Annotated in this window: 30 protein-coding genes; 22 read left to right on the top strand and 8 right to left on the bottom strand. The window is 32.0% G+C overall.

The annotated features are described in order from the left end of the window. Positions 1-5: 5 nt before the first annotated feature. Positions 6-584: a chromate transporter gene (locus CN601_RS10695; RefSeq protein ID WP_098121323.1), complete on the top strand. Its 579-nt coding sequence runs from the start codon at positions 6-8 to the stop codon at positions 582-584. After that, positions 584-1,111: a chromate transporter gene (locus CN601_RS10690; protein ID WP_098121322.1), complete on the top strand. Its 528-nt coding sequence runs from the start codon at positions 584-586 to the stop codon at positions 1,109-1,111. Before CN601_RS10695 ends, CN601_RS10690 begins: the two co-directional genes overlap by 1 nt. 34 nt (positions 1,112-1,145) lie before the next feature. Here the strand turns inward: CN601_RS10690 and CN601_RS10685 are convergent, their stop codons facing one another. Then, positions 1,146-1,601 (bottom strand): SET domain-containing protein, encoded by a 456-nt coding sequence (locus CN601_RS10685; protein ID WP_098171032.1) that lies wholly within the window; start codon positions 1,599-1,601, stop codon positions 1,146-1,148. 271 nt (positions 1,602-1,872) lie between these two features. Here CN601_RS10685 and CN601_RS10680 point away from each other — a divergent pair, with 271 nt between their 5' ends. The 3 genes from CN601_RS10680 (at position 1,873) to CN601_RS10670 (ending at position 4,022) form a co-directional block, all read left to right on the top strand. Then, the gene (locus tag CN601_RS10680; RefSeq protein WP_098171031.1) at positions 1,873-2,382 is read left to right on the top strand and encodes a hypothetical protein; all 510 of its coding nucleotides are present in this window, start codon (positions 1,873-1,875) and stop codon (positions 2,380-2,382) included. Positions 2,383-2,644: 262 nt separating this feature from the next. Beyond that, positions 2,645-3,409: a MerR family transcriptional regulator gene (locus CN601_RS10675; protein WP_098171030.1), complete on the top strand. Its 765-nt coding sequence runs from the start codon at positions 2,645-2,647 to the stop codon at positions 3,407-3,409. A 229-nt stretch (positions 3,410-3,638) separates the two neighbouring features. Beyond that, entirely contained in the window at positions 3,639-4,022 is a 384-nt protein-coding gene (locus tag CN601_RS10670) for a hypothetical protein (RefSeq protein ID WP_098171029.1), read from the top strand. Positions 4,023-4,647: 625 nt separating this feature from the next. On the opposite strand, the gene CN601_RS10665 is transcribed toward CN601_RS10670, so the two are convergent. Then, on the bottom strand, positions 4,648-5,568 hold the full coding sequence (locus tag CN601_RS10665; protein ID WP_098171028.1) for an NAD(P)/FAD-dependent oxidoreductase: 921 nt from the start codon (positions 5,566-5,568) through the stop codon (positions 4,648-4,650). Between the two features lie 199 nt (positions 5,569-5,767). On the opposite strand from CN601_RS10665, the gene CN601_RS10660 reads away from it, so the two are divergent. Beyond that, positions 5,768-6,691 (top strand): DMT family transporter, encoded by a 924-nt coding sequence (locus CN601_RS10660; protein ID WP_098171027.1) that lies wholly within the window; start codon positions 5,768-5,770, stop codon positions 6,689-6,691. Positions 6,692-6,788: 97 nt separating this feature from the next. Then, the gene (locus tag CN601_RS10655; protein ID WP_098171026.1) at positions 6,789-7,652 is read left to right on the top strand and encodes an AraC family transcriptional regulator; all 864 of its coding nucleotides are present in this window, start codon (positions 6,789-6,791) and stop codon (positions 7,650-7,652) included. Between the two features lie 91 nt (positions 7,653-7,743). On the opposite strand, the gene CN601_RS10650 is transcribed toward CN601_RS10655, so the two are convergent. Next, entirely contained in the window at positions 7,744-8,685 is a 942-nt protein-coding gene (locus CN601_RS10650; RefSeq protein WP_098171025.1) for a Gfo/Idh/MocA family protein, read from the bottom strand. A 230-nt stretch (positions 8,686-8,915) separates the two neighbouring features. On the opposite strand from CN601_RS10650, the gene CN601_RS26925 reads away from it, so the two are divergent. Continuing rightward, positions 8,916-9,074: a hypothetical protein gene (locus tag CN601_RS26925; RefSeq protein WP_179865518.1), complete on the top strand. Its 159-nt coding sequence runs from the start codon at positions 8,916-8,918 to the stop codon at positions 9,072-9,074. Between the two features lie 119 nt (positions 9,075-9,193). Here the strand turns inward: CN601_RS26925 and CN601_RS10645 are convergent, their stop codons facing one another. The 3 genes from CN601_RS10645 to CN601_RS10635 form a co-directional block, all read right to left on the bottom strand. Then, positions 9,194-9,805 carry a DsbA family oxidoreductase gene (locus CN601_RS10645; protein ID WP_098171024.1) on the bottom strand — a complete coding sequence of 204 codons (612 nt, stop codon included), beginning with the start codon at positions 9,803-9,805 and terminating at the stop codon, positions 9,194-9,196. A gap of 152 nt (positions 9,806-9,957) precedes the next feature. Next, positions 9,958-10,350: a hypothetical protein gene (locus CN601_RS10640; protein ID WP_098121313.1), complete on the bottom strand. Its 393-nt coding sequence runs from the start codon at positions 10,348-10,350 to the stop codon at positions 9,958-9,960. Between the two features lie 76 nt (positions 10,351-10,426). Continuing rightward, entirely contained in the window at positions 10,427-11,539 is a 1,113-nt protein-coding gene (locus CN601_RS10635; RefSeq protein WP_179865517.1) for a BMP family lipoprotein, read from the bottom strand. A 147-nt stretch (positions 11,540-11,686) separates the two neighbouring features. On the opposite strand from CN601_RS10635, the gene rnz reads away from it, so the two are divergent. From rnz to cbpA, 6 genes are all read left to right on the top strand, one after another. Further along, complete coding sequence (gene rnz, locus CN601_RS10630) at positions 11,687-12,613, top strand: ribonuclease Z (RefSeq protein WP_098121311.1); 927 nt, start codon at positions 11,687-11,689, stop codon at positions 12,611-12,613. A gap of 234 nt (positions 12,614-12,847) precedes the next feature. Further along, positions 12,848-13,594 carry a polysaccharide deacetylase family protein gene (locus CN601_RS10625; RefSeq protein WP_098121310.1) on the top strand — a complete coding sequence of 249 codons (747 nt, stop codon included), beginning with the start codon at positions 12,848-12,850 and terminating at the stop codon, positions 13,592-13,594. Positions 13,595-13,753: 159 nt separating this feature from the next. Further along, the gene (locus CN601_RS10620; RefSeq protein WP_098121309.1) at positions 13,754-14,083 is read left to right on the top strand and encodes a lmo0954 family membrane protein; all 330 of its coding nucleotides are present in this window, start codon (positions 13,754-13,756) and stop codon (positions 14,081-14,083) included. 15 nt (positions 14,084-14,098) lie between these two features. Continuing rightward, on the top strand, positions 14,099-14,734 hold the full coding sequence (locus CN601_RS10615; protein WP_179865516.1) for a PspA/IM30 family protein: 636 nt from the start codon (positions 14,099-14,101) through the stop codon (positions 14,732-14,734). Between the two features lie 651 nt (positions 14,735-15,385). After that, positions 15,386-15,937 carry an NADPH-dependent FMN reductase gene (locus tag CN601_RS10610; protein WP_098121307.1) on the top strand — a complete coding sequence of 184 codons (552 nt, stop codon included), beginning with the start codon at positions 15,386-15,388 and terminating at the stop codon, positions 15,935-15,937. A gap of 690 nt (positions 15,938-16,627) precedes the next feature. Beyond that, complete coding sequence (cbpA, locus tag CN601_RS10605) at positions 16,628-17,275, top strand: cyclic di-AMP binding protein CbpA (protein ID WP_098121306.1); 648 nt, start codon at positions 16,628-16,630, stop codon at positions 17,273-17,275. Positions 17,276-17,438: 163 nt separating this feature from the next. On the opposite strand, the gene CN601_RS10600 is transcribed toward cbpA, so the two are convergent. Next, the gene (locus CN601_RS10600; protein WP_098171021.1) at positions 17,439-17,699 is read right to left on the bottom strand and encodes a hypothetical protein; all 261 of its coding nucleotides are present in this window, start codon (positions 17,697-17,699) and stop codon (positions 17,439-17,441) included. Positions 17,700-17,778: 79 nt separating this feature from the next. Then, positions 17,779-18,618 (bottom strand): pyrroline-5-carboxylate reductase, encoded by an 840-nt coding sequence (proC, locus tag CN601_RS10595; protein WP_098121304.1) that lies wholly within the window; start codon positions 18,616-18,618, stop codon positions 17,779-17,781. A gap of 238 nt (positions 18,619-18,856) precedes the next feature. Here proC and CN601_RS10590 point away from each other — a divergent pair, with 238 nt between their 5' ends. The 8 genes from CN601_RS10590 to CN601_RS10555 all read left to right on the top strand — a co-directional run bounded on the left by CN601_RS10590 (position 18,857) and on the right by CN601_RS10555 (position 26,701). After that, complete coding sequence (locus CN601_RS10590) at positions 18,857-19,837, top strand: MBL fold metallo-hydrolase (RefSeq protein WP_098121303.1); 981 nt, start codon at positions 18,857-18,859, stop codon at positions 19,835-19,837. Positions 19,838-19,852: 15 nt separating this feature from the next. Beyond that, positions 19,853-20,641, top strand: coding sequence for an SDR family NAD(P)-dependent oxidoreductase (locus tag CN601_RS10585; RefSeq protein WP_098121302.1), 789 nt, complete (start codon positions 19,853-19,855; stop codon positions 20,639-20,641). Between the two features lie 642 nt (positions 20,642-21,283). Next, positions 21,284-22,117: a DUF4037 domain-containing protein gene (locus tag CN601_RS10580; RefSeq protein ID WP_098171020.1), complete on the top strand. Its 834-nt coding sequence runs from the start codon at positions 21,284-21,286 to the stop codon at positions 22,115-22,117. Between the two features lie 313 nt (positions 22,118-22,430). Continuing rightward, positions 22,431-23,009 carry a dihydrofolate reductase family protein gene (locus CN601_RS10575; protein ID WP_098171019.1) on the top strand — a complete coding sequence of 193 codons (579 nt, stop codon included), beginning with the start codon at positions 22,431-22,433 and terminating at the stop codon, positions 23,007-23,009. Between the two features lie 380 nt (positions 23,010-23,389). Next, entirely contained in the window at positions 23,390-24,052 is a 663-nt protein-coding gene (locus CN601_RS10570; protein ID WP_179865515.1) for a DUF4085 family protein, read from the top strand. A gap of 99 nt (positions 24,053-24,151) precedes the next feature. Beyond that, positions 24,152-24,502 carry a hypothetical protein gene (locus tag CN601_RS10565; RefSeq protein WP_098171017.1) on the top strand — a complete coding sequence of 117 codons (351 nt, stop codon included), beginning with the start codon at positions 24,152-24,154 and terminating at the stop codon, positions 24,500-24,502. Between the two features lie 174 nt (positions 24,503-24,676). Next, complete coding sequence (locus tag CN601_RS10560) at positions 24,677-25,117, top strand: YybH family protein (RefSeq protein ID WP_098171016.1); 441 nt, start codon at positions 24,677-24,679, stop codon at positions 25,115-25,117. Between the two features lie 255 nt (positions 25,118-25,372). Then, a complete protein-coding gene (locus CN601_RS10555; RefSeq protein WP_098171015.1) occupies positions 25,373-26,701 on the top strand; it encodes an aspartate aminotransferase family protein in 1,329 nt (442 codons plus the stop codon). The last annotated feature ends 15 nt before the right edge of the window (positions 26,702-26,716 follow it).

The following is a 26,716-nucleotide window of genomic DNA, read 5'->3' as shown; positions in this document are numbered from 1 at the left end:
ATTTAATGAAACAATTAAATATATTTATCGCATTTTTTCGCAGTAGCATATTAGGATACGGTGGTGGCCCATCAACAATTCCTTTAGTTTATAAAGAAGTCGTCGATACATTTAAATGGATGAAAGATGAAGAATTTTCTGAAATTTTAGCGATTGGAAATATGCTTCCTGGACCTATTAATACAAAGTTAGCGGGATATATCGGTTATCGAATTGGTGGTCTGATTGGAATGCTTAATGCAATTATCGCAACGATCTTACCGACGATTATTTTAATGATTATTCTATTAACCTCATTAACTTCATTTAAGGACATTAAATGGGTGAATGGGATGAAGGAAGCGATTGTACCTGTTGTAGGAGTGATGTTAGGCGTATTAACGTGGCAATTTTATCAAAACTCGAAAAAAGGTTTGAAAACACCAACAATCTTAATTCATTTAGTTGTAGGTTTGATCCTTATCCAATTCTTGCATATCCATCCTGCAATCATAATTGGTGGATTATTACTGTTTGCAATCTTCCAACCAGTAAAGTCAACTTCCCGAGATCATCCTCATAAGAGGAAGGGAAGTGTAAACTGATGATTTATTGGAAGCTGTTTCTTTCTTTTTTTATAACGAATCTTTTGGGATATGGCGGCGGACCTGCAACAATTCCGTTAATTCAAAATGAAGTAGTTACACAAAAACATTGGTTAACACAGCAAGAGTTTCATGAGGCTTTTGCGATGGGGAATGCATTACCTGGACCAATCGCAACTAAAATGGCAGGATATATCGGATATAAAATTGGTGGAGTTTTTGGTTCATTTATTGCCGTATTTGCGACAGTTATTCCATCTTTATTATTAATGATTTTGTTAATTAGGCTATTATATAAAAATCGAGATTCAATTCGAGTTAAAAGAATGACAGCATATGTAAAGCCCACAATCGTTATATTATTAGGGCTTCTAACATACCAATCTTTTTCGGATTCATTTCATGATATAGGCGCATTCCAAGTTGTTTTTATCGCTGCATGCACATTTTTCTTAATGGAAAAATTTAAAATTCATCCAGCTTTTGTAGTACTTGGTGCATTAATTTATGGCGCAATTAATCTTTAAGAAATGCTATGGAATTAAAGAAAAAAGAAACCAATTAATTGGTTTCTTTTTCTTTTTCTTCTTTTTCTTTTTCTTCTTTTTCTAATTCTTCTTGTTTTGCGATTGCTTCTTCGTAATCTTTATTAAACCAAAGCGGATCCATATTATCTACTTCACCATTGTAATTTATTAAAATCTCTTCACCAGCTTTAATATCTGTGTAAGCGAAGAAATCAAATGTGTGATTATCAAAGTTAATGTCGTAAACAGCATTTGCTTCATAAGAATGGTTGAATAGCATGCCGTATCCTAGAAGAATGGCTGTATGATTTATACCATACTCAAATGCATAATCTGCTAATAAAGTTTTCTCAATATGTTCATGCTCTTCGTTCGGGTAAGAAATTACTGGCGCTTCGTGAATAAGCTCTCCTTTTGCAATATCGCGTGTTGCAAAAACGCCTCTGTTAAATTCGCCGTCACTTAATGTAGAAATTTTAATTTCAATCATAATTACACCTATAATTCTCTCTAAAGTCTATATAGCTAGTTTGCCACTATTTTAAATATAAATCAATTTTTTATATTTTTTACACGAAATAACTTAAATTAAATTTTTACAAGATTTTGTAGTTCAGACAAGGTTGACAATGAAACCGTATTGGCTAAAAAAGTGAAAAGCTTTTTCAAATAGAAAAATAATGAAAATTAGAGAATTCTAAGTATATAATTTGCCAATTCATCAAAATATAAAATTGTTCTAGTTTATAGGGAGGCAGTTTATGATGAAAATTTTTTATAAGATTATGTTTTTATTGATTGTAATGTCTTCTATTCTTCCTAGTAATATGCATGCAAGTGCTGCTACTAAAAACGATTTTCTACAAATCGAAGGATACAAGTCAAAGCATTCTCATCCTGTAAATCAAATTCCTAAGGTTACTGATCTATTCCAAGTTTCAACGAATCAAATTTTAGTAACTTTTGATGCACAAGTTGAACTTAGTGAAGGAACAAAAGCATCAGTTTATTGGATTCAAAGTCTATCAGATGCAATCCCAACAGGCATTGCATCACTTGGAAATAACAGCAAATTTAACGCAAGTAATGCTTTATCAAGTAACCAAGTAACGATTACAAAAGTACAAGGAGATAATAATTCATTCTTGTTAACGTTTAAACAAGAAATTCCGTCGAATAAACGATATAAACTTGTCGTTCGTAATTTGAATGCTCCTGGTGCTAAACCTTTTAATGGCCTAAATGGCATGAAAGTATTTACAGGTAAATAATTAACTTGATTACACACTGATATCCCCTAAGTAAAGGGGATTTTTTTTGTACATTAAGAAAGTATAAATTGGCAGCGGAGAAGAAAAAACGACGTAGTTTCCAATTTTAGGAATTAAGTATAAGTGCAACTACCCCTCTGTCTTCGCCAATCGGTGAGTTTTCTTTATCTACATACGATTTAGTTTTCAAAATAAGATAGAAGATGGAATTGACATTGACGTTGCGTAAAGGTGTATTGTTAAGTTGTCAGGAGGTCGTTACATGGAGTACACAGTTCAGAAGCTTGGACATTTAGCAGGAATCAGCACTAGGACTCTTAGATATTATGATGAGATTGGTATTCTTAAGCCGGCAAGAATAAACTCATCTGGATATCGTATATATGGTCAAGCGGAAGTAGATCGATTACAGCAAATTCTATTTTATAGAGAACTAGGGATGAATTTAGAAAACATAAAAGAAATTGTTACATCACCGAATTTTAACAGTTCCAAAGCGTTAAAAGAACATCGTGAACAGCTTCTTGATAAAAGAAAGCAATTAGATTTATTAATTTCAAATGTAGAAAAGTCAATTGCTCAAAAGGAAGGGAGAACTATTATGACTAATAAAGAAAAATTTGAAGGCTTTAAGAAAGATATGATAGAAGAAAATGAAAAGAAATATGGTAAAGAAGCACGTGAAAAGTATGGGGATGAAGCTGTTAACAAAGCAAACCAAAAAGTAATGAATATGACAGAGGAACAACATAAAGAAGTAACTCGACTATCTGAAGAGTTGACAAAAACATTAGCCGAAGCATTTAAAATAGGTGACCCATCTAGTGAGATTGCCCAAAAAGCAGCTGATTTGCATAAGCAGTGGTTAAGTTTCTACTGGAGTAAGTATAGTAAGGAAGCTCACGCTGGATTAGCACAGATGTATGTTGATGATGAACGCTTTCGAGCATATTATGATAAAGAACAACCTGGAACAGCTGAATTTTTAAGAGATGCGATTCAGATCTACACAAATAATATAAAATAAGTAAAAAGGTGTACTTAGAGTTTATCTAAGTGCACTTTTTTCATGAAATAAAGGAAAAAAATATTAAATCTTTTTAGCAAAATTTGGTATAATAATTTTTATCATGAAGAATTTGAGATATAATTTAAGTAAGGCAGTATGATAAATTTTTAAATAATGGAATGTTTATGTACAATATAGGTAAGAATTTGATTAAATAATTCAATTTTTAAACTAAGGATGTACTGCGATGGAAGAACAATTTATACCAAGGAAAGACCGACATAAGAACCGTTTATTTAAAAAAGGTCCAAATATTGAAAGAGAAAAAGTAAAATTTAGCACTTATTTATTAAGTGTATTTTATTATTTTCTATTATTTTTAATTTTTAATCTCGTACAATTTTATATATTTAGATATGCAAACCATTATCACTCATTTAAACTGATTGGAAATTATGATTTAGTTAGAGCTGTGTTATCAGCATTAATTTATCTAATTTGTATAATTTGTATTGAAGATACATATAAAAGATCTCGCATTCCTTCGACGTTTATTCGCTTGTTAATACCAATAGTGGTGTTTATAGTAGCAATGGCGACTATGTATTTTTTTATCTATGTATTTTTTTAAAATCATCGTAGAGAGCGACTAGTATTTAAAACATTCAAAAAATACTTTGGATGTTAAGAAGCAGTGTGATATTAATTTCCACTGCAGGATTCTCGCTTTCCATGGGGCGAGACCTAAGCCTCCTCGGCTGTGCCTGCGGGGTCTTAGCCTTCCCACATCTCCCATAGGAGTCGAGAACCCTTCCGTTCCAATCAACTCATTAAAATAAAAAAGATGTTAAAATGAACCTTATTAATTTTCCTTACTTTGAGAAAAATTGAAATTTATTTACTGAGTTATTTTACTAATATCGATAAATCATCTACTTATAAACTAATAATTGAAATTGTTTTTTAAACAATAAGCATCTCAATACTTTTAACTCTGAAAAAGAGCAATTAATAAAGTTTGTTGGTATTCCAGAAAAAATTATCTATCAAAACTAATAATAACATCATCAAAAGATTACAAATTTACTATCTAATATACCGCTTAGTAACGTTTTAACTATTGACCATTTTATATTTCAGCACTCTGAAAGTATTACATCAATAAAGGATGTAATACTTTTTTGAATTAGACTGTTAAACTTTATTAGATGAAGGAGATGACCATTTAGTTTGAATTGTTTTTAATGAGTTATTGATTATGGATGACTCTCATTCATGTCTAATAATCTTTTATGAATCCAGACAGCGGCTTGGGTTCCTTCTCCCATTGCGATTGTGACCTGTTGTGAATGGGTCACAAGATCACCTGCTGCCCATACATTTGTTATATTTGTCTCTTTTGTTCGGGAGTCTACAATGACATGCTTGTTATTCAGCATTTTCACGCCTAGTTGAGTTGCAAGACTGTTTTGAACTTCATTTCCACCGAAGGCAATGAAAGCTCGCTCTCCATAAATTTTTTCACCGCTTTGTAAACAAATGCCATTAAACGTAGAATCTCCATCTTTTAGAACTTCTTTGATATTTTCTTTTCGGTATTGAATCCCATTTTTCAGAAGTCGCTCGTATAAATCTGGAGTTAATTCATTACCGTCGTGATTAATATATATAATTTGATTTGACCAATATGTTAATGTAATGGCAAGTTCAGCACCTACATCTCCAGATCCTAGTATGATTACACTTTTATTTAAAACTTCATATCCATCGCAATCTGGGCAAACGAATATAGTAGACCCAAGACAATCGACTAAATTATTAATTTGTGGAAAGCGATCAATTAACCCAGTCGCCAATAATATTGTTTTAGCAGAATAAGACCTTCCAGCAATCGTTTCCATTTTGTAGTGATTGTTTACATTTTGTACACTGATCACTTTATCTTCAATAAAGGATATACCGTAATTTTCAGCATGATTTCTTCCGAGTTGCCTTAGTTGTTGTCCACTAATCCCAGTTGGCCATCCTAAAATATTCCGATATGATTTACATAATGTGGAACGACCATAATTTGAGTCTATTACAAGTACTTTCCTTTGGTATCTTCCAAGCTGAATGGATGCTTGTAATCCTGCAAAGCCTCCTCCAATAATGATACATTCGTATAATTCGTTCATAACCTTATCTCCTAAATTATTACAATTTCATATATGTTCAATTTTTCCAATATAACAGTTTCTAAACGCAAATTCTCATTAATTCTATTTATCCTAAAATTAATTTTTTGTTGATTAATATTTTCTGAATATTTAAAGTGTGTTACGATTCTTCTATTAATAGATAACAGACCTTTTGTTTTTAGTGGAAGGAGTTTACATGAGTACAAATAAGATTGCACTATCAAATTCAAGAACAAAAGGAATTATTCTCGTATTAACTGCGGCCATTTTATGGGGAATTTCTGGAACTGTTGCACAGTTTTTATTTCAAAGAAATCATTTTAGTCCAGAATGGTTAGTGGTTGTCAGATTGCTATTTTCAGGTATCATCTTACTAATTTTTGCTAGTTTAAAGGAAAAGAAAAATATTAGTGAAATTTGGAAAAATAAAAAGGATGTCATAAGTTTATTTTTATTTAGTATTTTTGGAATGCTAGCGGTTCAATATACATATTTTGCAGCAATTAAAAATTCAAATGCTGCTACTGCGACTATTTTGCAATATTTAGCTCCAGTTATCATTACTTGGTATTTGGCAATGCGTTTAAAAAAAATGCCTACTGCTAAAGAGATATTTGCTGTCATTTTAGCACTTGTCGGTACATTTTTGTTAGTAACACATGGAACGATTAAAGGACTATCTACTACTGGTTGGGCACTATTTTGGGGGCTAGCATCTGCATTTGCTTTAGCATTCTATTCTTTGCAACCACAAAATCTTTTAAAAAAATATGGGTCAACAATCGTAGTAGGGTGGGGAATGCTAATTGGAGGAATTTGTTTTAGTTTCATCAACTCACCTTTTCACTTTCAAGGTCACTGGTCAATTAGTGGATATTTCGCAGTGATTTTTATTGTTATTTTTGGGACATTAATTGCTTTTTACTGCTATTTAGAGAGTTTAAAATATATTAATGCTTCTGAGTCTAGCTTACTTGCTTGTGTTGAACCATTATCTGCTGCTGTGTTGTCTGTAATTTGGTTAAATGTAAATTTTGAATTAGTAGACTGGATCGGAAGCCTATGTATTATTAGTACGATCGTTATATTATCGATTACTGATCATAAGGTCGAAGCTTAAAGCTTAATTTAATAGACTTTTTACTGTCACATAAGAGCATAAAAAGACAGGACTGATAAATTTTAAATTGATAGGATGTATATAAGGGAGGAGTCATATGGCTTGGGTTGAATCATTACAAAAGGCAATTGATTATATCGAAGACAATTTATTACACGAATTAACGATTGAAGAGATTTCTAAGCAAGCAAATTCATCAGTATTTCATTTTCAGCGAACATTTTCTATTTTAACAGATATAAATATTGCTGAGTATATAAGGCGGAGAAGGTTGACATTAGCTGCAAATGAACTAACAACAACAGATCTAAAAATAATTGATATCGCCTTGAAATATGGATATGACTCTCCTGAATCTTTTTCAAAGGCATTTCGAAGACAGCATGGTGTAACGCCAAGTGAAGCAAGAAAGTTTATCGGAAAACTAAAATCGTATAACCGCCTTGTCATTCAGGTGAGTTTGAAGGGAGCAGAACCAATGCAGTTTAATATTGTAGAAAAAAGTGCTTTTCAAGTAGTTGGAGTGAAAAAAGAGTTTTCATTTTTAAATGACCAACAGCAGCAGTTGATTCCTAAAATGTGGGAAGAAGTTAATTCGAATGGAACGAGTGACCGTTTGTATGAATTAAATAATGGTGATATTAAAGGTGTGTTAGGTGTTTGTATGATGAATGAGGAGCAAAAATCAAAAAATCTACTAGAATATTGGGTTGCGTCCGTGCATGAAGGTGAAACACCAGAGGGATTTGATCATCATGAAATATCTGCTTCAAAATGGGCTGTATTTGGTGTCCAGGGGGCAATGCCAAATGCAATGCAAGATGCATGGAAAAAAATATTTTCGGAATGGTTCCCTTCAAGTGGCTATTCGCATGCAGGAATTCCTGAATTTGAACTTTATCCAGAAGGAAATCCATTTAGTGAGGACTATTATTCTGAAATTTGGATCCCAGTTAAATAAGTAATAGTTAAGAACGAAAAAATAAAGGTGTATTTCAATTAAGAAATGCACCTTTTTTATGTATAGATTCTAAATCTTCTTTAAGGCTAAATTATCCGCGTAATGCTTCTAAAACTACTTGTGCAGAGTAACCTTCTGAGAAATCAATGATAGTTGCTTCTTCACCTTTAAGGGCTTTTACTAAATTATTAATTAATGAATCTGCTAATGTTTGATCGGATTCAATAGGCCTAATAGGTTCACCAATTTTTCCGCCTTCTAGATCAGCCCAATTAACTAATGAAAGAGTTCCTTCTGATCCGTAAGCTGTAAATTTAATTTCTTCTTCACCTGCAATTTGGCTTAAGCCGTCTATTAATACAGGCGTTCCATCTTCTAATTCAAGAAAAGCAATGATCCCATTTTCAGATGCTAGTGGGTCAACGGGATATTGAACATGCTTTGTAATGACTTTCATCTTACCAAAAATCTTTTGGATTTGTTGTATGTAATGGACACCAACCTCTAAAACATAGCCACCTTGTTCTTTCGTAGCAACCCATTCATTTTGTTGCCAAAGTCTTGGCCAATTTGGAAAACGCATTTTGAGTTCGACTCTTCTTATGTTCCCAACATATCCTGATTTAATTAAGTTCGCAAAGGACTTACTTCCAACATTGTAGTTTAGAGGAAAATTCATTGCTTGAAAAATGCCTTTTTCTTTGGCTTGCGTAAACAGTCCGAGTGCTTCCTCAGTTGAGTTCGCTAGAGGCTTTTCGCATAAAACATTTATTCCTTTTGAGATTACATCAGATACGACTGTATAGTGATATTTCGGAGGTACTGTAACGTAAACTAGGTCTAGTTCGGTATTTTCAAGCATTTCAAGATGATTTGTAAATGATTGAACAGACTCTAGTTGATTACTAATTTCTTGAACTCTAACTTGTAATGTGTCACAAATTGCTACAACTTTTGTTTCTGGATGATTTGAAAATAAAGGAATTAATCTTTGGGCAATTGCGCCAAGACCAATAATACCAACTTTTATCATAAGAAAAACACCTTTCAAAGTAGATTTATAATGTAATTATAGTAAGAAAAATTAAATTATTAAAGGATGAGATACTTTTTTCTTACAGGTTTAAATTAAATCTAATGCAAATTCCTTAGTATGGATTGAATTTTGAGTAAAAAGATTCGTGATTTTCCAATTTTTAAAAGGTAATTTCGCCTCCTTAAGCGAATTCTATTCATAGATAAGTACTGGATGGAGGTGACATGTTGGAAAAGAAACCTGTGTATTATGATGGTAGTGGAGATTGGGAAGATACTACTCAACCTATAGTAATAAAAAATCTCTTGAGTATTGATCCTGAAATAAGAAAAAGTTTAGCAGCAAATCCATATGAAATTGATTGGAATCAAGTGAAGGAAAAATAATTTGTTAATTATTTCTTATTTGTTCTTAATTAAGAAATAATTTTTGTGAAATAAAAAAAAAGGATGTCCCAAAGTCAGTAATTAGACTTATGTGAACATCCTTTTTTATTTATACTTTATTAGCAGTTACCATCTAGATCGCAGCTAAGCGAAGATTGCTCACTTAGTTTTTGGTTATTTAACGCTTGAACAAATGCTTCTTTGCTTTGAACGCCTTGTAAAACTTTATCACCAATAATAAATGATGGTACTGCATTAATAAAATTAGGGTTTTGGATAGATGAATCGTATTTTGTACTTGAAACAGCCTCAATAAATTGAGAACGGTTTAAGCCAAGATTCTCTACAATCTCTGCAAGAACATTTACATCACCAATTTCTTTGCCTTCTGTCCAGAATCCGGCTAATACTGCTTGAGCATATTCTGATCCTTTTCCGTTTTCTTCTGCAAATAAAAAGCCTCTATGTGCTAACTTAGTCGATGGGTGGGGATCCATTGTTGGTAAAATCATTTCAACGCCAAGCTTTTGAGCTAGTGGTTGAACACCGAATTTCCATCCTTGTTGAATATATGAACTATTAGGACTTAATGGTTCAGTCCCTTCAGGTCTTAGTTGGAATGGTTTCCATTCAAGCTCTACACCATCAACTTCTTTAAGTGCTTCCTCAAGTGGTTTTTTTCCTAAATAACAAAACGGACACACATAGTCCGAATAAATCGTAACTTTCATTTCATAAACCTCCTAAATCGATTAAAGAAAGTATATACAAAATTAGGACATAATCTCAATTTTTTAGCTCTCAATTGATTAGTTTTTAATTTATCCAATTAATAAAATTTTTTTGATTTCTCTACAAACTAAAGAAATAGAGCATGAAGGCTCTATTTCTTAGAATTATTTAAGTCATCGTTATGATTTTCCTCAGGTGGAAGATTTGTTTCAATTAAAGCAGGATTTAGATCAGAGAATGTGTTTATAAAATACTTTCTTCTTAAAAGTAAAACGAAAAAAAGTAATAGACCACAAATTGAAGTGAAGATCATTCCTGTAAGTAATCCACCTATATACATAAACGTATCCATTTGAGATGTAAACATTGACCATATTAATATTGAGAGGATTCCATCTGCTAAAACAATGGCAAGCGATACTACTAAAAACGGTAGAAATTGACCAGTTTCTTTTGTTTTCTTTGAAACATACCTATATCCAATTGGTACTGATAAAAAGATAATAAAACAATAGAACAGCAATATGAAATCCCGAATTGACATAGTATCACACCTAACTTTTTTTGTTGGTACTATACTATATGCGAAATATTCATAAAATTGGACAAGATAATTTTTTTTATTTACCGATTTTTACTTTTTTCTTTTTGATTTCTCCTTTTTCAGGCTTTACTGGAGAGAAGTTATCAAAATCTTCTTTGTTTTCTGGTACATCGATATGACCTGTTCTGATATTTGCTTGATATAGATTAACTTGTTTTACGGTATCTTTATTTAAATTTTTCTTGTTTTTTGAAAGTCCAACACCGTTTTCTTTTATGCCCCATCTTAAGATACGTCCACCTTGAAAGTTTCCTTTCAATTTCTTTGTGATTACTTCATCGACACCTTTATCAATTCTTTTGATTGCAGATGTAAGAGTGACATTCTCTGGTAAACCTTCTTTATACTGATCTCGGTCGACGCCTATTACCCAAACTTTTTTACCACTTTTCTTTAATTTTTTTGCTTCAGTAAATACGCCTAGTCCTGTTTTTCCTGCTACTTGAAAGATTATATCAACATCTTCCCCATACAAAGATTTGGCCAATTTACTTCCTTCTTCAGGTTTGTCGAATGAATTAGCAAATTTAGTCTTTACTTTTATTTTTGGGTCTACTGACATAACACCTGCTTTAAAACCGTATTCAAATCTTTTAATAAATGGATCCTTTGTACCTCCCACAAAGCCAATCTTATGCGTTTTAGTATTCATTGCAGCTGCAATTCCTGCTAGGAATGCTGATTGTTCTTCACGATAAGTGATACTTACGACATTAGGTTTTTCAACAATCCCGTCAACGATGACAAAATCAGATTTATCTTCTTTACTTGCAATTTCTTCGATTGCTTTTTGAAATGAATAGCCGATGCCAAATATTAAATCATACTTTTTCTTTGCATACTTCGTTAATTCTTTTTTTGCGTCCTTGTCTGAAGGGGCATCTGTTTTTACATAATTTTTATTTTCCTTCCAGTTATGTTTCTTCCCCGTTTTTTTAATACCATCCCACACTGCTTGGTTAAACCCTTTATCATGAATTTCGGTTTTCCCCATCACGATTCCGATTTTAAACTTTTTTTCTTTTTCTTTGTATGAACTACTTATATTGTTATTTCGACTAGTACAGCTAGTCAATGTCATGCAAGTGATGATTGAAACTGTAGCGATTTGGAAAAAACGTTTTCGCATTGTTTTCCTCCACATAATTAAATTTAAAAAAGAAGCTCTATTGTGTAAATTTCCCAATCGATTCATAAATCATTCTTTAAAGTGTTGGCAATTTAAATTACAAGTGGTACTGTTACAAGTAGAAATGAATTAGATGGAGGCATTAACGTGAAGCTTGTATTTTTAGGAACGGGAGCAGGTATGCCATCGAAAGGTCGAAATGTAACAAGTATCGCTCTACAACTTTTAGAGGAAAGAGGAGTTACTTGGTTATTCGATTGTGGCGAGGCTACACAGCATCAAATATTACATACGCCAATTAGACCACGACGAATTGAGAAAATATTTATTACTCACTGTCATGGGGATCATATTTTCGGATTACCTGGGCTGTTAAGTAGTAGAACATTTCTAGGTGGAGAAGATTTATTAACTATTTATGGACCTAAAGGGATAAAGGAATATGTTGAAACTAGTTTTAGAATTAGCGGAACATACTTAAAATACCCTATTAAATATATTGAGACGACTGAAGGTATTATTTTTGAAGATGACCAATTTATTGTCCAAGCGATCGAGCTTGAGCATGGCATTCAATCTTTCGGTTACCAAGTAATTGAAAAGGATTTACCTGGTGAATTAAATGTAGAAGAATTAAAGAAAATTGATGTAAAACCTGGACCTATTTATAAGTTCCTGAAAGAAGGGAAAACCGTAACATTAGAAGATGGAAGAGTGTTAAACGGGAAGGATTTTATCGGTACCTCAAAAAAAGGACGTAAAATAGCAATTGCAGGGGATACTCGTATTACTAATAAAAGTAACTTACTTGCAAGAGGGATGGACTTAGTAGTTCATGAATCCACTTTTGCTGATGATGAATCCACTCACGCATATGATTACTTTCATACAACAAGCACTCAAATTGCAAATGTCGCTAAAAGTGAGGGAATACAAACACTATACCTAACACATATAAGTGCAAGGTATCAAGGTGATTCTTCGATTAAATTATTAAACGAAGCACGTGAAATATTTGAAAATACATATATAGCGAATGATTTTGATGAATACGAAATAAAAAGAAAAGAGTGAAATACAAAAAGGATAAAAAATTTAATTTCACGTTAAGGAAGTATAAATTTGGAGCGACAAAGAGGTAAGACATAGTTTTTAAGGAACTAAGTATACGACTTTGTCTTCGTAAAAAACTCGCCAATTGGCGAGTTTTTTATGAGCTTAACTGGATTTTAAAAATTGAGATTTGTACATAAAAGAATATTTTAGAGACATGATATAAGTATTCTGTGTAAAAGGAAGGTCGGGGCTTTGAAACAGTTAAAAGTTATCCTTTCATTAATACTAAGTTTCCAATTCATTTTGTATAACTCAAATATCGTAAATGCTGAAAGTAAAAATCGTTATTATTATGAAAAGCAAGGTACTGCTATTTGGGAAGTACCAGTAAAAGAAAAAGTAATCGCTATTACTTTTGACGATGGGCCAAATGATGAATATACTCCTGCTGTACTAGATTTACTAAAGAAGTATAATGCTAAAGCTACATTCTTTTTAGTTGGTGAACGAGTTGCTAAATATCCTGAAGTTGCTTTAAGAGAAATAAACGAAGGACATGAAGTTGCAAATCATACTTATACTCATGCTAGACTTCAATATTTAACTGATGAGCAAATTAGAGATCAATTACATAAAACTCATGATGCGATTATTGCAGCTACACATGTTGAACCGGTCTTATTCAGACCACCGTTTGGTTATTATAGTGAGCGTTCAATCAATACGGTTCACGACCTTGGCTATTTAACTGTTATGTGGTCTTGGCATCAAGATACATTTGATTGGAAAAACCCAGGTGTTTATAAAATCGTATCAAATGTATTAAAAGATACTAGAAAAGGAGATATTGTTCTTTTTCATGATCACGGTGGTGACCGTAGTCAAACAATTGAAGCATTAAAACAAATACTACCAGCACTTCAAAAGGAAGGTTATCAGTTTGTAACAGTATCTCAGCTATTACAATTAAAAGCAGGAGTTAAATTACCTAACTTTTAGTATAAAACCAGATCAATGGATATCCATTTTGATCTGGTTTTTTATTTACCTGGCTCCTTCTACTACTTAAGACCGATATAAAACCATTCCTCAGGCCATTATTCGAATATAAAAACTTGTATAAGATAGGAGTATAAGTTGAAAGGAGGCGACGAGGTCATGAAGAAGTTTTTATTTTTTATCCTCGTACTAATATTAATTGGAGTTGCTTTAGCGAATTTAGGTGGCTTAATTGCATTAGCACTTGGATTAGTCATTACGTATTTCAGTTTTAAAAAGTTTATGAAAACAGATTCTATTTTGATGAAAATCTTCTGGACGATTATCGGATTAATCGGTTTAGCGATAGCCATAAATGGTCTTCCTTCTTTAATAGGTGTTGCAGCAGCAATTCTGCTTTATTACCTATATAAAGATTATAAAAATCAAAAAAGAATTAAAGAAGATGAATATAAAATTTACGATGAAAATTTTAACCCTATAAAATAAGAGGAGCGTATGAAAATGAAAAACTTATTTACTAGAATTAAAGATCAAATCTCAGCAGATTTACATGGTTTATTAGATGAAAAGGAACAACAAAATCCAATTTCTCAATTAAATTACTTCATCAAACAATCAGAAAATGAGTTAGGCAAAGTAAGAGGATTGATTGATAAACATTATTCACTACGTACAAAATTCCAAGTTGAGCGTGAAGGATCACTACAAATGGTCCTAAAGCGAGAAGAGCAACTTAAGGTAGCAACTGATGCCGGTGCAGAAGATTTAATTAAACGTGCAAGTGAAGATTTAACTTTTTACAAAGAACAAGCTGAAAAGTTTGCAGTATTAATTACTAAAACAGAAGAAGAAATTAGCTTTATGCATGAGCAGCTAAATCAAATTGAAAAAAAATTAAAAGAGCTTCATACGAAAAAATATGATTTAATGTCTCGTCAAAACATGGCTCACGCTACAAAAAAGATTAATGAAACACAACATTTACTTAATAGTAAAATGCCGTCAATTGATTTCAACTATTTTGAAAAACAAATTCGCGATTTAGAATTAAGAGTCCGTTCAGAATTTGATTTACAATCATTTGATTATAAAATTGATCAATTAAAAAAAGATGTAAAAGTTAAATTAAGCAAATAGTTTAAAGAAGAAGAGAAGGTAATCACTTCTTTAGAGTGTAGAGAATCCATAAAAAATTTCTCTACACTTTTTTATTTGTTTAAATGAAAAAATAGTCTTAGTTTAGATAACAGAACATTAAATGATTGTGATCTAAATAGATAAATTTGTAATATCGTATTTAAATTTACACATGCGAAACAACCCAATTACCATAAATTGGGTTGTTTTTTTTTGACATGAAATATATCCTAATGTTAGGATGTAGGAGTCCCAATATTGAGAATATTGTAATAATACTCAATTTAAATGGAGAGAAATATAAATGATTCTTTAAATAGAAACACTAAAATAACCTTGGTTGATGCAAAAACAAATTAAACTAAATTTCGTGTTTGGATGAAGGCTTCCAGAGCTATTGTTGTAGAAATAGATCTTTAAGAAAGACAAACAAACTCAATAATACAAGAGCTTCTAATGTTGTACTGCCCGAAGAAGGGATAGCTTTATTAGACGAGATTTTTCCCAAACACGTTGCAACCATTTCTCAAAATTTATTATTTTTCTCGAATGATGATAAAGAACAGCGAAGTAATTTATTTACGAGAATTGGAATAGGTGCACAAAATTTGGAAAAATATATATTAGTAAGCTAAATAGGAGGAAAAAACAATGGCAAATGAAAAATTAAAAGTAGGTATTATTTTAGGTAGTACAAGACAGGGACGAGTTAGCCCACAAGTGGGAGAATGGCTTAAAGGATTAGCTGACAAACGTGAAGATGCAAACTATGAAATTGTAGATATAGCTGATTATCAATTACCTTTTTTAGGAACAACTGATGGGACTGAACCAGGAATTGCGGCTTGGAACGAAAAACTTAACAGCTTAGATGGATTCGTATTTATCGTTCAGGAATACAATCACAGTATTACAGGGGCATTAAAAAATGCACTTGATTTCGCTCGTGATGCCTGGAATAACAAAGCAGCAGGTATAGTTAGTTACGGTTCAACAGGCGGTGCTCGTGCAGCTGAACATTTAAGAGGAATATTAGGCGAGCTAATGATCGCAGACGTTCGTACTCACCCAACACTGTCATTATTTACCGATTTTGAAAACTATACTACTTTCAAACCAGCTGAATTACACCTTAATAATGTAAATGCAATGCTTGACCAAGTTATTGCTTGGAGTGGCGCATTAAAAACTTTGAGAAAATAATTATTACTGATAAGAATATCAGTCGCTAAAAAAGCGTCTGATATTCTTTTTTTATTAGTGAATATAGTGAACCCCTTATGAGTTAAGAAAATTCGTAATTGCACTCTATTTTTAACTCATGACCACGTTATGAGTTAAGAAATTACATAATAGCACTCTATATTTAACTCATGCCCCCTTTATGAGTTAAGAAATTTCAAAAATGCCCTCTATTCTTAACCCATGAACCCCTTCAAAGATCACCTATATAAAACTACAGCTATTTTTTAGGAATAAATTTCTCATTTAGAAATATTAATAAAATGTTGTCTTTGTATTGTTTAGTGTAATTATTTGAAAATTAAGAATTAAATGTAAAAACAAAAAAGGGACATTTTGAGAAAGAGCGAATTTATTATGAAAGGCTTCGAGATTGTTCAAAAGAGTTCTGTTAAAATAGTTCGAAATATAGTTTAAGGTACATCCGCAAAGTTTCCTGCAAATATACTAGACATCTTGATCTACAGCGGGGAAAGAATAAGGAGGCTTAAAATTGAAGAAAGGTGGGAAGTGAGCTGATTATATCATAACTACTTTCGATAACAGCGCTTAAATCTACAACTTGAAGAAGCTTTTATATGTGTAAATGTATTTTTAATTGAGAAAAATTAGGAATGATTCGTAAAATAAATATTGAAAGTAGGGTTTTGATTGAGAATTAAAAGTAATATCGTAAAAAAACATGATGTAGTACATTGTATGGTTTCTACTGAAGCGCAGTTTGCGTGGGATTTATTAAAGAAAACGAAGTACCGATGCATTCCAGTTTTAAGTGAAAATGATAAAGAGTATGTAGGAAATTTATATCGAGTAGATTTAGCGGAGTATTTAGTAGATAATGATTCTTTACAAGGGAAAACGGTAAATGATTTCGTACGTAAAGAATGTCCTCCTATTCAAGAGGATGCGCCATTTTTTAAAGTGTTTTTTACGATTAAACGTTTTCCATATTTAGCAGTAGTAAATGATTTAAATGAATTTGTTGGGATTTTAACACATAAAACAGTTTTTGAGTTATTAGAAGAAGCTTGGGGACTGAAGGATGGCGGTTACTCACTAACAGTAAGTACGATGGAGCACGAGGGTGCATTAGCAACCTTAGCTAAACTAGTAAATAAATATTCGAATTTGAAAAGCTGTATTACACTAGACAGTGATTCGGTTTATAGAAGAATTTTAATTACACTGCCACCAACAATTAGTGAAGATGATTATAAAAAGTTGAAAAAAGATATCATTAAAAAAGAGTTTCATATTATGCATGAAGAAGTTGCAACAAATCATGCTATTCAAAAATAATAGTTAGTGAGCAAGGGGATTTGTAGATCCTCTTGCTCTTTTTAACTTGGCAACGGTGTAGAAAAATCGATGTAGTTTCAAATTACTTCTTTCTTCTCCTAAAGGCTCGTCAGTCTATGAGTTTTACTACAAGAATATTGGTCGGCATTAAAGTAGGATTTATTTATTTCCCCTTAATTCTGCCTTTATGTATGACATGATTAACTTCTTTATTTTTCTTCAATGAATCAAACTTTGATAGTAGGAGAGTTGATACTTTTTGAGGATAACTAAGTGGTTTATCTTTTGCTTCAACCATTGAATTGCCAACAACATAACTGATTGTTAGAAAGCCAATTAGTAAAATTAAAGTAACGATTAAAGCGAAAGTGATGAGAATACGCTTTATACTTGCTCGCAATACTTTACTGTTTGTTATTTTCATCTTAAAAACTCTCCCCCTTAGGACAACACAGTTACCTGTATCATTTTATTACCTAAGGAGGAGAGTCATGACAAGCATATTAAACTTTATTAATTTTTTCATATTCCTCTTGAATTTCACGTGATCGAACAGTTGCCTCAATAAAGCAATTTAAAAATGAATTAGCAACTTCACGGTCTTCAAGAACAGATACTCCTGCTTGAGTTGTTCCATTTGGGCTCGTAACTTTCTTTCTCAACGTTAATGGCGATTTATTCGTTTCTTGAAGCATTGTAATAGATCCCATTAGAGTTTGTTGAATGAATGGTTTAGCAATATCACGATGGATACCTAGTGCCATCGCAGCACGTTCAAATTGTTCAATGACATAATAAATATAAGCTGGCCCACTACCAAATAATCCAGTCATTGCATGTAATTCGTCTTCCTCTACTTTAGCTACAATACCAACTCGTTCAAATAATCTTTTTGCTGTTTGCACTTTTTCAAATGGAACTTCATCTGGGTATGCAAGAGCAGTTGCGGATTTTCGAACAAGTGAGGATGTAGTCGGCATTGCTCGAATAATATTCATATTATCATTTCCTAATAGCTGTTTGAGTGTACTGATTGAAACACCTGCTACTAATGAAATGATTAGTTGCTTTTCATTTAAAAGATTTTTACATTGTTCAAGCGCGACTCCAACATCTTTAGGCTTCATCGCTAAAAAAACTACACTAGAACCAGAGATGGCAAGCTGACGGTTAGTAGTAGCTAATACACCATATTTAGTATGTAATGTATCTAAACGATCAAGATCCTCTTTATTTGTAATAGCAATTTGATCATTTTCAATATAACCACTATCAATTAATCCTGCTATTAATGCTTCTGCAATACTACCTGCACCTATAAACGCAACTTTTCCTAGAAACATTACACTCACCTCACCCTTATTGTAATAGATAATTATATTAGAGAAACATATGCTATATTCCTTGTTGACATTGTGCTTTTATTTAATTTAATAAATTTTTTTTGGCTTTAACTGGAGGTAAGTCATTTTTTTAGTAATATTAGACTGTGCTTTGAAAAATTTAAAGCAACTTAGTTTGTATTTTTGAAAATGTATATTAGAATTAACTGTAAGAAGATTCAGATAAGGAGGAATAAGGATGATCCCTGAAAATAAGATTCACCAAATTACACTCCCGGTTCCGTATGCTATGAATACAGTAAATGTATTTTTAGTTGAAGGAGATTTATTGACTTTAATTGATACGGGAACAAATACGCCTGATACATTAGATGCACTGAAGAGTGAATTAGATAAAATTGGTTATAAATTAGAAGATATTGAACAAGTAATTTTAACGCATCATCATCCAGATCATGCAGGATTATTAGAGGAGTTTAATGAGGATATAAAAATTTTAGGACATGAGAGAAATATTCCGTATTTGACTCAGGATGAATCGTTTTTAAACTACTACAATGAGTATTTTATTGAAAATGCAAAACTTTACGGAGTACCGAATGAGTTTGTACAAAAAATGCCACGCACGACCGAGAAGATGCCGTATACAAGTAAGCGTTCATTAACTCATATTATCGATGAAGGCGATCGAATTGAAAGTATTTTTAATTTAAAGGTGTTGTACACACCAGGTCATGCAACTTCTCATATTTCTTTAATTAGTGAAGATGATGGTATTGCTTTTGGTGGAGATTTGTTATTAGATAAGGTTTCATCTAACCCAATTATTGAGCCTCCTTTAAATGGTGAAACAGAACGTGTAAAGCCATTACTTCAATATAATCATTCTTTAAAAAGAATAGCAGAACTTCCAATCACAAAATTATATACTGGACATGGTGACCCAGTTACAGATATTAAAAGTTTAGTAAAAAGTAGATTAGAAAAACAGAAGGCTAGAGCTGAAAAGGTATATGAAATGATTAAACAGCAACCACTTACAGCCTATGAAGTTTGCCAAATGTTATTTCCAAAGGTTTATTTAAAACAACTTTCACTTACTCTATCAGAAACAATCGGTCAATTAGACTACCTGGAAAACTTAGGTTTTATTAGTTTAAATGAACGAAATGATGGTATACTTGAGTATAAAACGAATGAGCATTCAGTCAGTCAATAGTAGAGGTGGAAATTTTTGAGGTTAAGTAACCAAACAGTAGTTATAACAGGTGCTTCTAGTGGGCTTGGTAAAGATTTAGCTTTAGAGGCAGCAAAAAAAGACGCTAATATTGTCTTAATTGCTAGAAGAGAATCAGAGCTAAAAAACCTAAAGGAAAAAATTCAAGAAGAATTTCCTGTTAAATGTCATTATTTTGTAGTGGACGTGACAGATGAAACAGCGGTATATGATGCATTTCAACAAATTGAAGAACAATTTGATGGAATTGATGTTTTAATAAATAATGCAGGATATGGTCTATTCCAAACAGTTGAGCAAATGTCAGTTCAAGAGATGAAACAAATGTTTGACGTAAATGTATTTGGCGTTATGACTTGTTCAAAGCTTGCACTTACATCTATGAAGTTGAAAGGTAAGGGACATATCATAAATATCGCTTCTTTAGCAGGGAAGATTGCGACATCTAAAGCTGCAGCATACGCAGGATCTAAACATGCAGTACTTGGATTCAGCAATGCGTTAAGACAAGAAGTTGAAAAAGACGGAATTATTATAACAAATGTAAATCCAGGACCGATGGATACACCGTTTTTTGATATAGCAGATGAGACAGGATCATATGCTAAATCTGTTCGTAAAATGATGCTTGAGCCAGAAAAAGTTGCATCTAAAGTTATTTCTTTAATCGGAAAAAACATTCATGAAATTGATTTACCTTCTTGGATGGGTTTTGGAACAAAACTTTATTCTTTATTCCCAAGAGTGAGCTATTATTTTATGATGAAGTTTGCTAATAAAAAGTGATGTAATCGATTCAAAATGAAAATGAGAAAATAGGATAAATAACATACTGAGTAGGTCCTAAAAATTAGAGGGACCTCTCTTTTTTTTGTTTGCTATGTGAGATTGAAAAAAAGAGCTTCAATTTAGAAAAAACATAAAATTGGTCAAACTAGAATTAAAAATGATTAAAGGTATTCAAGTGTTCTATGATGGGCTTTGGAGTGTTTATGCGCCATTTGCAGACGGTGAACCACTGTACTAGTTGAAGGCATAATTGTAACCGATGAAAATTATAATCCATTAATTTTTAGGCAACAAACACATCCTTTAGTATAAGGACTATCGAAACGCTATTGTTTCGGAAAAGGATTTATCGTTATTATTTATGTAATACATAGGGTTTTTTGTAAAATATTACCAATGACAAATTAGGACAACGGACCCATTCATTCAAACAGACAGGCCATAAGATATAGTGGTGGTAGTGCCTGGTAAACACTATTCCATACACTTCTTGTATAAAAAAAGGATTTTCAATGAAGATCCTTTTTTTTATTGTTTTTCAAGTAAATGGCATATCAGTAGAACAAGGGAAATAATAACTTTCGCCGAATACTAGTAAAAGTGCCGTTTTAAAAAGTTTTTTTGAATTGGAGAGAGAAAGTGAATTTAAAAACTTTAGCAACAGATATTTCAATTATTTATAAGAAAAATCCAAAGGTTGAAGCTGTCTTACTTGCTTGCTCAGTTTCACGAAATTGGGAAGACGAATTTTCTGATATTGAACTTTTAATATTTTGGAAAGAAGAACCGACTGATGAAGATAGGAAAACTCCTATTCAAATACTAAACGGAAATATTATTGATTTTCATGTTTTTGAAGAGGAAGAGTGGGCTGAAACTTATATAACCAATAATGTGAAACTTGAGATTAGCAGTTTTCTAACAAAAACGATTGAAAGAGTCATCGACGAAGTTATATTAAACTTTGAGACAAGCTTTGATTTGCAATGTCTTATAGCATCTGTCTATTATGGTGTACCTTTATATGGGGAACTTTTGATTACAAAACTTAAAGAGAGAGTTAGTGAGTATCCAAAGGAATTAAGTGAGGCAATGATATTAGAACACATTGATTTTGGTAATCGATGGAATAATCGAGAAACATTGCTTAGCCGGAAAGACTGGTTGATGTTTTATAAAGTAGTTGTCTCAGTTCAGACTAGTATAATGGCTTTGTTATTTGGACTTAATCGTCAATATGTCATACACCCTGGGTTCAAATGGCAAAAAAACTCTTTAGATACAATGACGAATAAACCAGAAAATGTATTAGAACGACTTGAACTTATTTTCACTAGAAAGCCAGAAGATGGATTAAAAGAATTAGAATTAATAATTCAAGAAATTTATCAATTAATTCAAGATGAGTATCCTAATATAGATTTATCAACTTATATTAACAAATCCACGTTTTTACGACCAAAACGTATTTAATTTATTTATTTGTTCAAGAGCTTTTAAATACAGTTATTATACATATATTACTAAACGCATTGCGCAAATTGAAGAACATGATCGACATTTTTGTCGATGTTTTTAAACTAACTGGCAGTATTGATCAATTTAGAAATGGGGAAAATATTAAAGGTTTGACGTTAAAAGCTAGACAAAACAAGTTTTTTTTTAAAAGTGAAGAATTTAGGGAAAGATTTAAGAAGAAAAATTTCTTATCAACTATAAAAAACAGTAATTCCTTGTTTATATAAATAGAAGAAAACACCACTAACATAGTAAATAGGAGGATTTTATGAGAAATGTTATTTTATTTTTACATTCTTCTTTAGATGGATTTGTAGAAGGACCAAACGGTGCAATGGATATTGGATTTGTTGCTTATAATGAAGAATTAGAAAAGCATGCTAGAGAAATTTTAAGTACTGTAGACACAGTGTTTTGGGGTAAAGGGACATATGAGATGATGATGAATTATTGGACTTCAGTACCTTCTAACCCTGAATCAACAGAATATGAACTTGAACATGCTAAATGGATAGAAGAGACATCAAAGGTTGTTTTTTCTACGACACTTGAACAAGCTGATTGGAAGAATTCAAGATTAGTAAAAGAAAATATTGAAGAAGAAATTAAAAACATAAAAAAGCAGTCAGGTAATGATATCATTATTTTAGGTAGCCCAAGGTTTGCACATAGTCTTATGGAACTTGATTTAATTGATGTAATTAAAATTACTATTTCACCAGTTATTATAGGAAGCGGTCTACCTTTATTTAAGGGCTTAGGATCTAAACGCAACCTCTCTCTTGTAGAAAACAAAACATTTAATTCTGGTGTAATTGGCCTTACATATAATATTGTAAAATCATAACTAAGAAATCATGTATCTATCTAGCTAACGTATGAAAAAATCGGCTGAAAAGCCGATTTTTTTTATGGAACTATATGGAAGTATTGCTGATTAATAAGGATTGTCTGAAATTTTACTTTAAATTAGGACGAATTTCCCTTAGTTAGGAATATTTAGGTATAATTGTCTTGATCGTATTTATAACTCTGGTGGGGGTAAAAAGTGACGAATTCGATTTTAATAAACACTTTTATCACGGTTAATTGTTTTTTGATTTTCTCCTTACAACCTGTCCACTTTTCTTAGAAATTAGGACTGATAGGTATTTTTGTTATGGATGCAATAGTTTAATATAATACTAAGTTCAAATGAGACTTGCCAAAGAAATGGAGATTAAAGAAATGAAGTATTATTCAAAAGACTGGTACAAAGAAATGCAATTATATAGTTTCTTGAACTTTCCAGATACAAAGGAAGAATGGGATGAAACGATTAAGTATTTTGAATCGAATGGAAAAGATTATATTAAAAATCTTAAAAAAGACTTAGAATTTTTTAAAAATGATTTGCTAAAATTTCTTCCTGAATCGTTCCATTCATATATTAATGATGGAACATTGAATACAGCGTATCCATCAGAAAAACTTAGAAATATGATTAATAATTGGAAAGATGAATACGACCAGCAAATGGAGGATCTGAATAAAGAGTATCGATCAAAATATAACGCGAGTAAAGATTTACTTCCATTAAGCATTGTAAAATTAAATGAGATTTCATTACATGATTCAAATGTAAAATCAATTGAAAATCTTTCAATCGATACATTTGTTATAAATTTAGATTGTGCAGGCGGATTTAATGATTTTACTGAAATCAAACTCACTTTTAAGGGAGTTAAAGAAATAAGTATGCCTGAGGATATTAAAGGTGGTTTTTGGCTTTACGATGAGGTTTATCCAGCAAAGTCAGGTTTTGAACTTCATGTCCTATTCGACATTCCATTTATAGAATTTAAGATTGTAGCTGAAGATATAATAGTCGAAGGTAAGAGTGATAACTAATATTTAACTAATAGGTTTAGTGCTAATGTTAAGCGGGACCTGGGAAGCCGAAAGTATTGTCTAATTAGTGCCACTACTGTTGAAGGGGGCTATATTTTTTTGAAAGAATATCAATTAGAACTATTCCGTGCTTTGAAAAATATTAAAGATTTAGAAGTCGACTTATCTGATTCATATCTTAATAATCCTAGGAACAGTTCATTAAACAAAGAGTATAAGTTACTAAAACAAAAGTTAATAACTGATGAAGAGATTTCAGCATTTAAGAAAGTGCAAAATGAAACCATAGAATGTGTTATTTATAGAATACTGGAAATGATCGATGGATATGGTGATTTGTCTTATGATGTTGAATTAATCAATAAGAATAACAATGAATCCATAAAAGGAAATATCGAATTACATGATCAATTTATGAATTATATTTACGATCGAGAAAATGAAAAATGAATATACCTTATGAAACGAACGCAATGCTTTAGTTTAGTAACACAGATCGAACGAATGATTTGATCCTACTTTACTAAGTGGCATTTTACTTGAAGAAGGAATAACTGATTTAATATAGAATGTATTTGATAGTTCACACTACTATTTCTGAAATTGGTAAAGGGGATACATTAAATGACAGAGGGTTTTTACAAAGTTCAAGACGTACTTGAGAATTACAAAACAGCAGTGTATGAAAAAGATGTGGAAAAATTTCTATCCTTGTACGCTCCTGAAATACATATTTATGATGCTTGGGAGAACTGGGAGTGCAAAGGTATTTCTTCTTGGAGGGAAAATGTAGTAGGTTGGTTTAATGGATTGAGTGAGGATGGCGTTTTACTTAATGTTGAATTTAATGATCTAGTAATTGAAGAAAATTCAAATCTCGCATTTTTTCATTGTGCTGTAACTTTTGCTGCACATCAAGAGGAATCTGGTGAGAAGCTTCGTCAAATAACAAATCGGTTCACATACGGTTTAAAAAAAGTAAATGAAACTTGGGTCATAGTTCACGAACATTCATCATTACCTATAGATATTGGAACTGGTAAGGGAATTTTTAACTTGAAGTAAACAATAAACTATTTTGATACGTGCCTCTAAAGGTTGTCTAGTTTGACAATCTTTTTTTAGTTCAAAAATAAACAATTAAATTTAACAAAGGCTGCTTACAAGTCGGTAATCTGACTTATATGGCAGCCCCTTTTTATATTTAACACAATAATATTTTACTAGTAGTTATATGTAATGTTATTTCAATAGTCTAACTTTATGAGCTTTCAACTATATATATATAAATGAGATATAAGTGAAAGATGGTGGGGTAGTATGACGAAAAGAGATTATTTAATTAAACCGCTTGTAGGTGAAAACTATCCAATAATTGATCGAGGAGAAACTATCTACTTATGGGACAAGCAAGGAAAGAAGTATATTGATGGTTCTTCTGGTGCTGTAGCGGCAAGTATTGGTCATGGCGTAAAGGAAATAGTTGATGAAATGGTAAAGCAGGCGAATAAAGTAGCGTTTGTTTACAGATCGCAGTTTACTAGTGAAGCTGCGGAATTATTAGCAGAAAAGATAGGTCAGCTCACCCCAGGGGATTTAAACTGGAGTTTTTTTGTTAATAGCGGTACAGAAGCAACTGAAACGGCTATGAAAATGGCCATTCAGCATTTTCAAGAAAAAGGAATTCACACAAAAACTAAAATTATTTCGAGGAGTATGAGCTACCATGGTATTACGATGGGGGCCTTATCTATGTCGGGGCATCCTTTAAGAAGGAAGCGTTTTACTAGCTTACTAGCGGATTATCCAATGGTAGAAGCGCCATATTGTAAAAGATGTCCATACGAATTAGAACCTGGAAAGTGTGGTTTACTATGTGCTACTTCACTTGAGCGTTCCATTCAAAAGTTAGGGTCTGAAAATGTAGCTGCTTTTATCTCCGAACCGATCGTTGGTGCAGCAGGTGCTGCGTTAACCCCTCCGAAAGGATACTATGAAAAAATTAAAGAAATTTGTGAAAAATATGATGTACTATTTATTGCAGACGAAGTGATGACAGGAATTGGAAGGACCGGAGAAATGTTTGGAATTAATCATTGGGATTGTGTGCCCGATTTATTAGTTCTTGGAAAAGGATTGGCAGCCGGATATACACCGATTGCAGTTGCGATCGCAAGTGACCGTGTCATGCAACCGATTTTAGAAGGAAGTCGTCTTGTTATGAGCGGGCACACATTTAGTGCAAATCCACTTTCGGCAAATATAGCTTTAGCCGTTTTAAATTATGTTGAGAAAAATGGATTAGTACAAAATTCTAAAGTACAAGGCGAAAAAATAAAATTAAAACTAAAAGAGTGGCAGAAAATTTTTCCTTTTTTGTTTGATATCCGAGGAGAAGGTTTACTGATTGGCATTGAAATAAATGAAGAATTTTTTAACTGTAAAAGTGTAACAAATCGTGTCATTGAGATTGCGAAAGATAAAGGATTATTGTTATACCCTTCTGTAAGTGGTCCATATGGAAGATCTGAAAATAGTTTCTTGCTTTCTCCACCTTTAGTCATAACTGATGCACAAGTTGATGAATTGCTAACTTTATTGATGGATGTATTTAATGAGCTAAATAAAGAGGCGAAGGGGACAAAATAATGGCAATTAATACTT

This window comes from Bacillus sp. AFS017336, from assembly GCF_002555445.1.
Taxonomy (GTDB): Bacteria; Bacillota; Bacilli; order Bacillales; family Bacillaceae_G; genus Gottfriedia.
The sequence above is the reverse complement of the archived record's forward strand: the minus strand, read 5'-3'. Positions and strand labels throughout refer to the sequence as shown.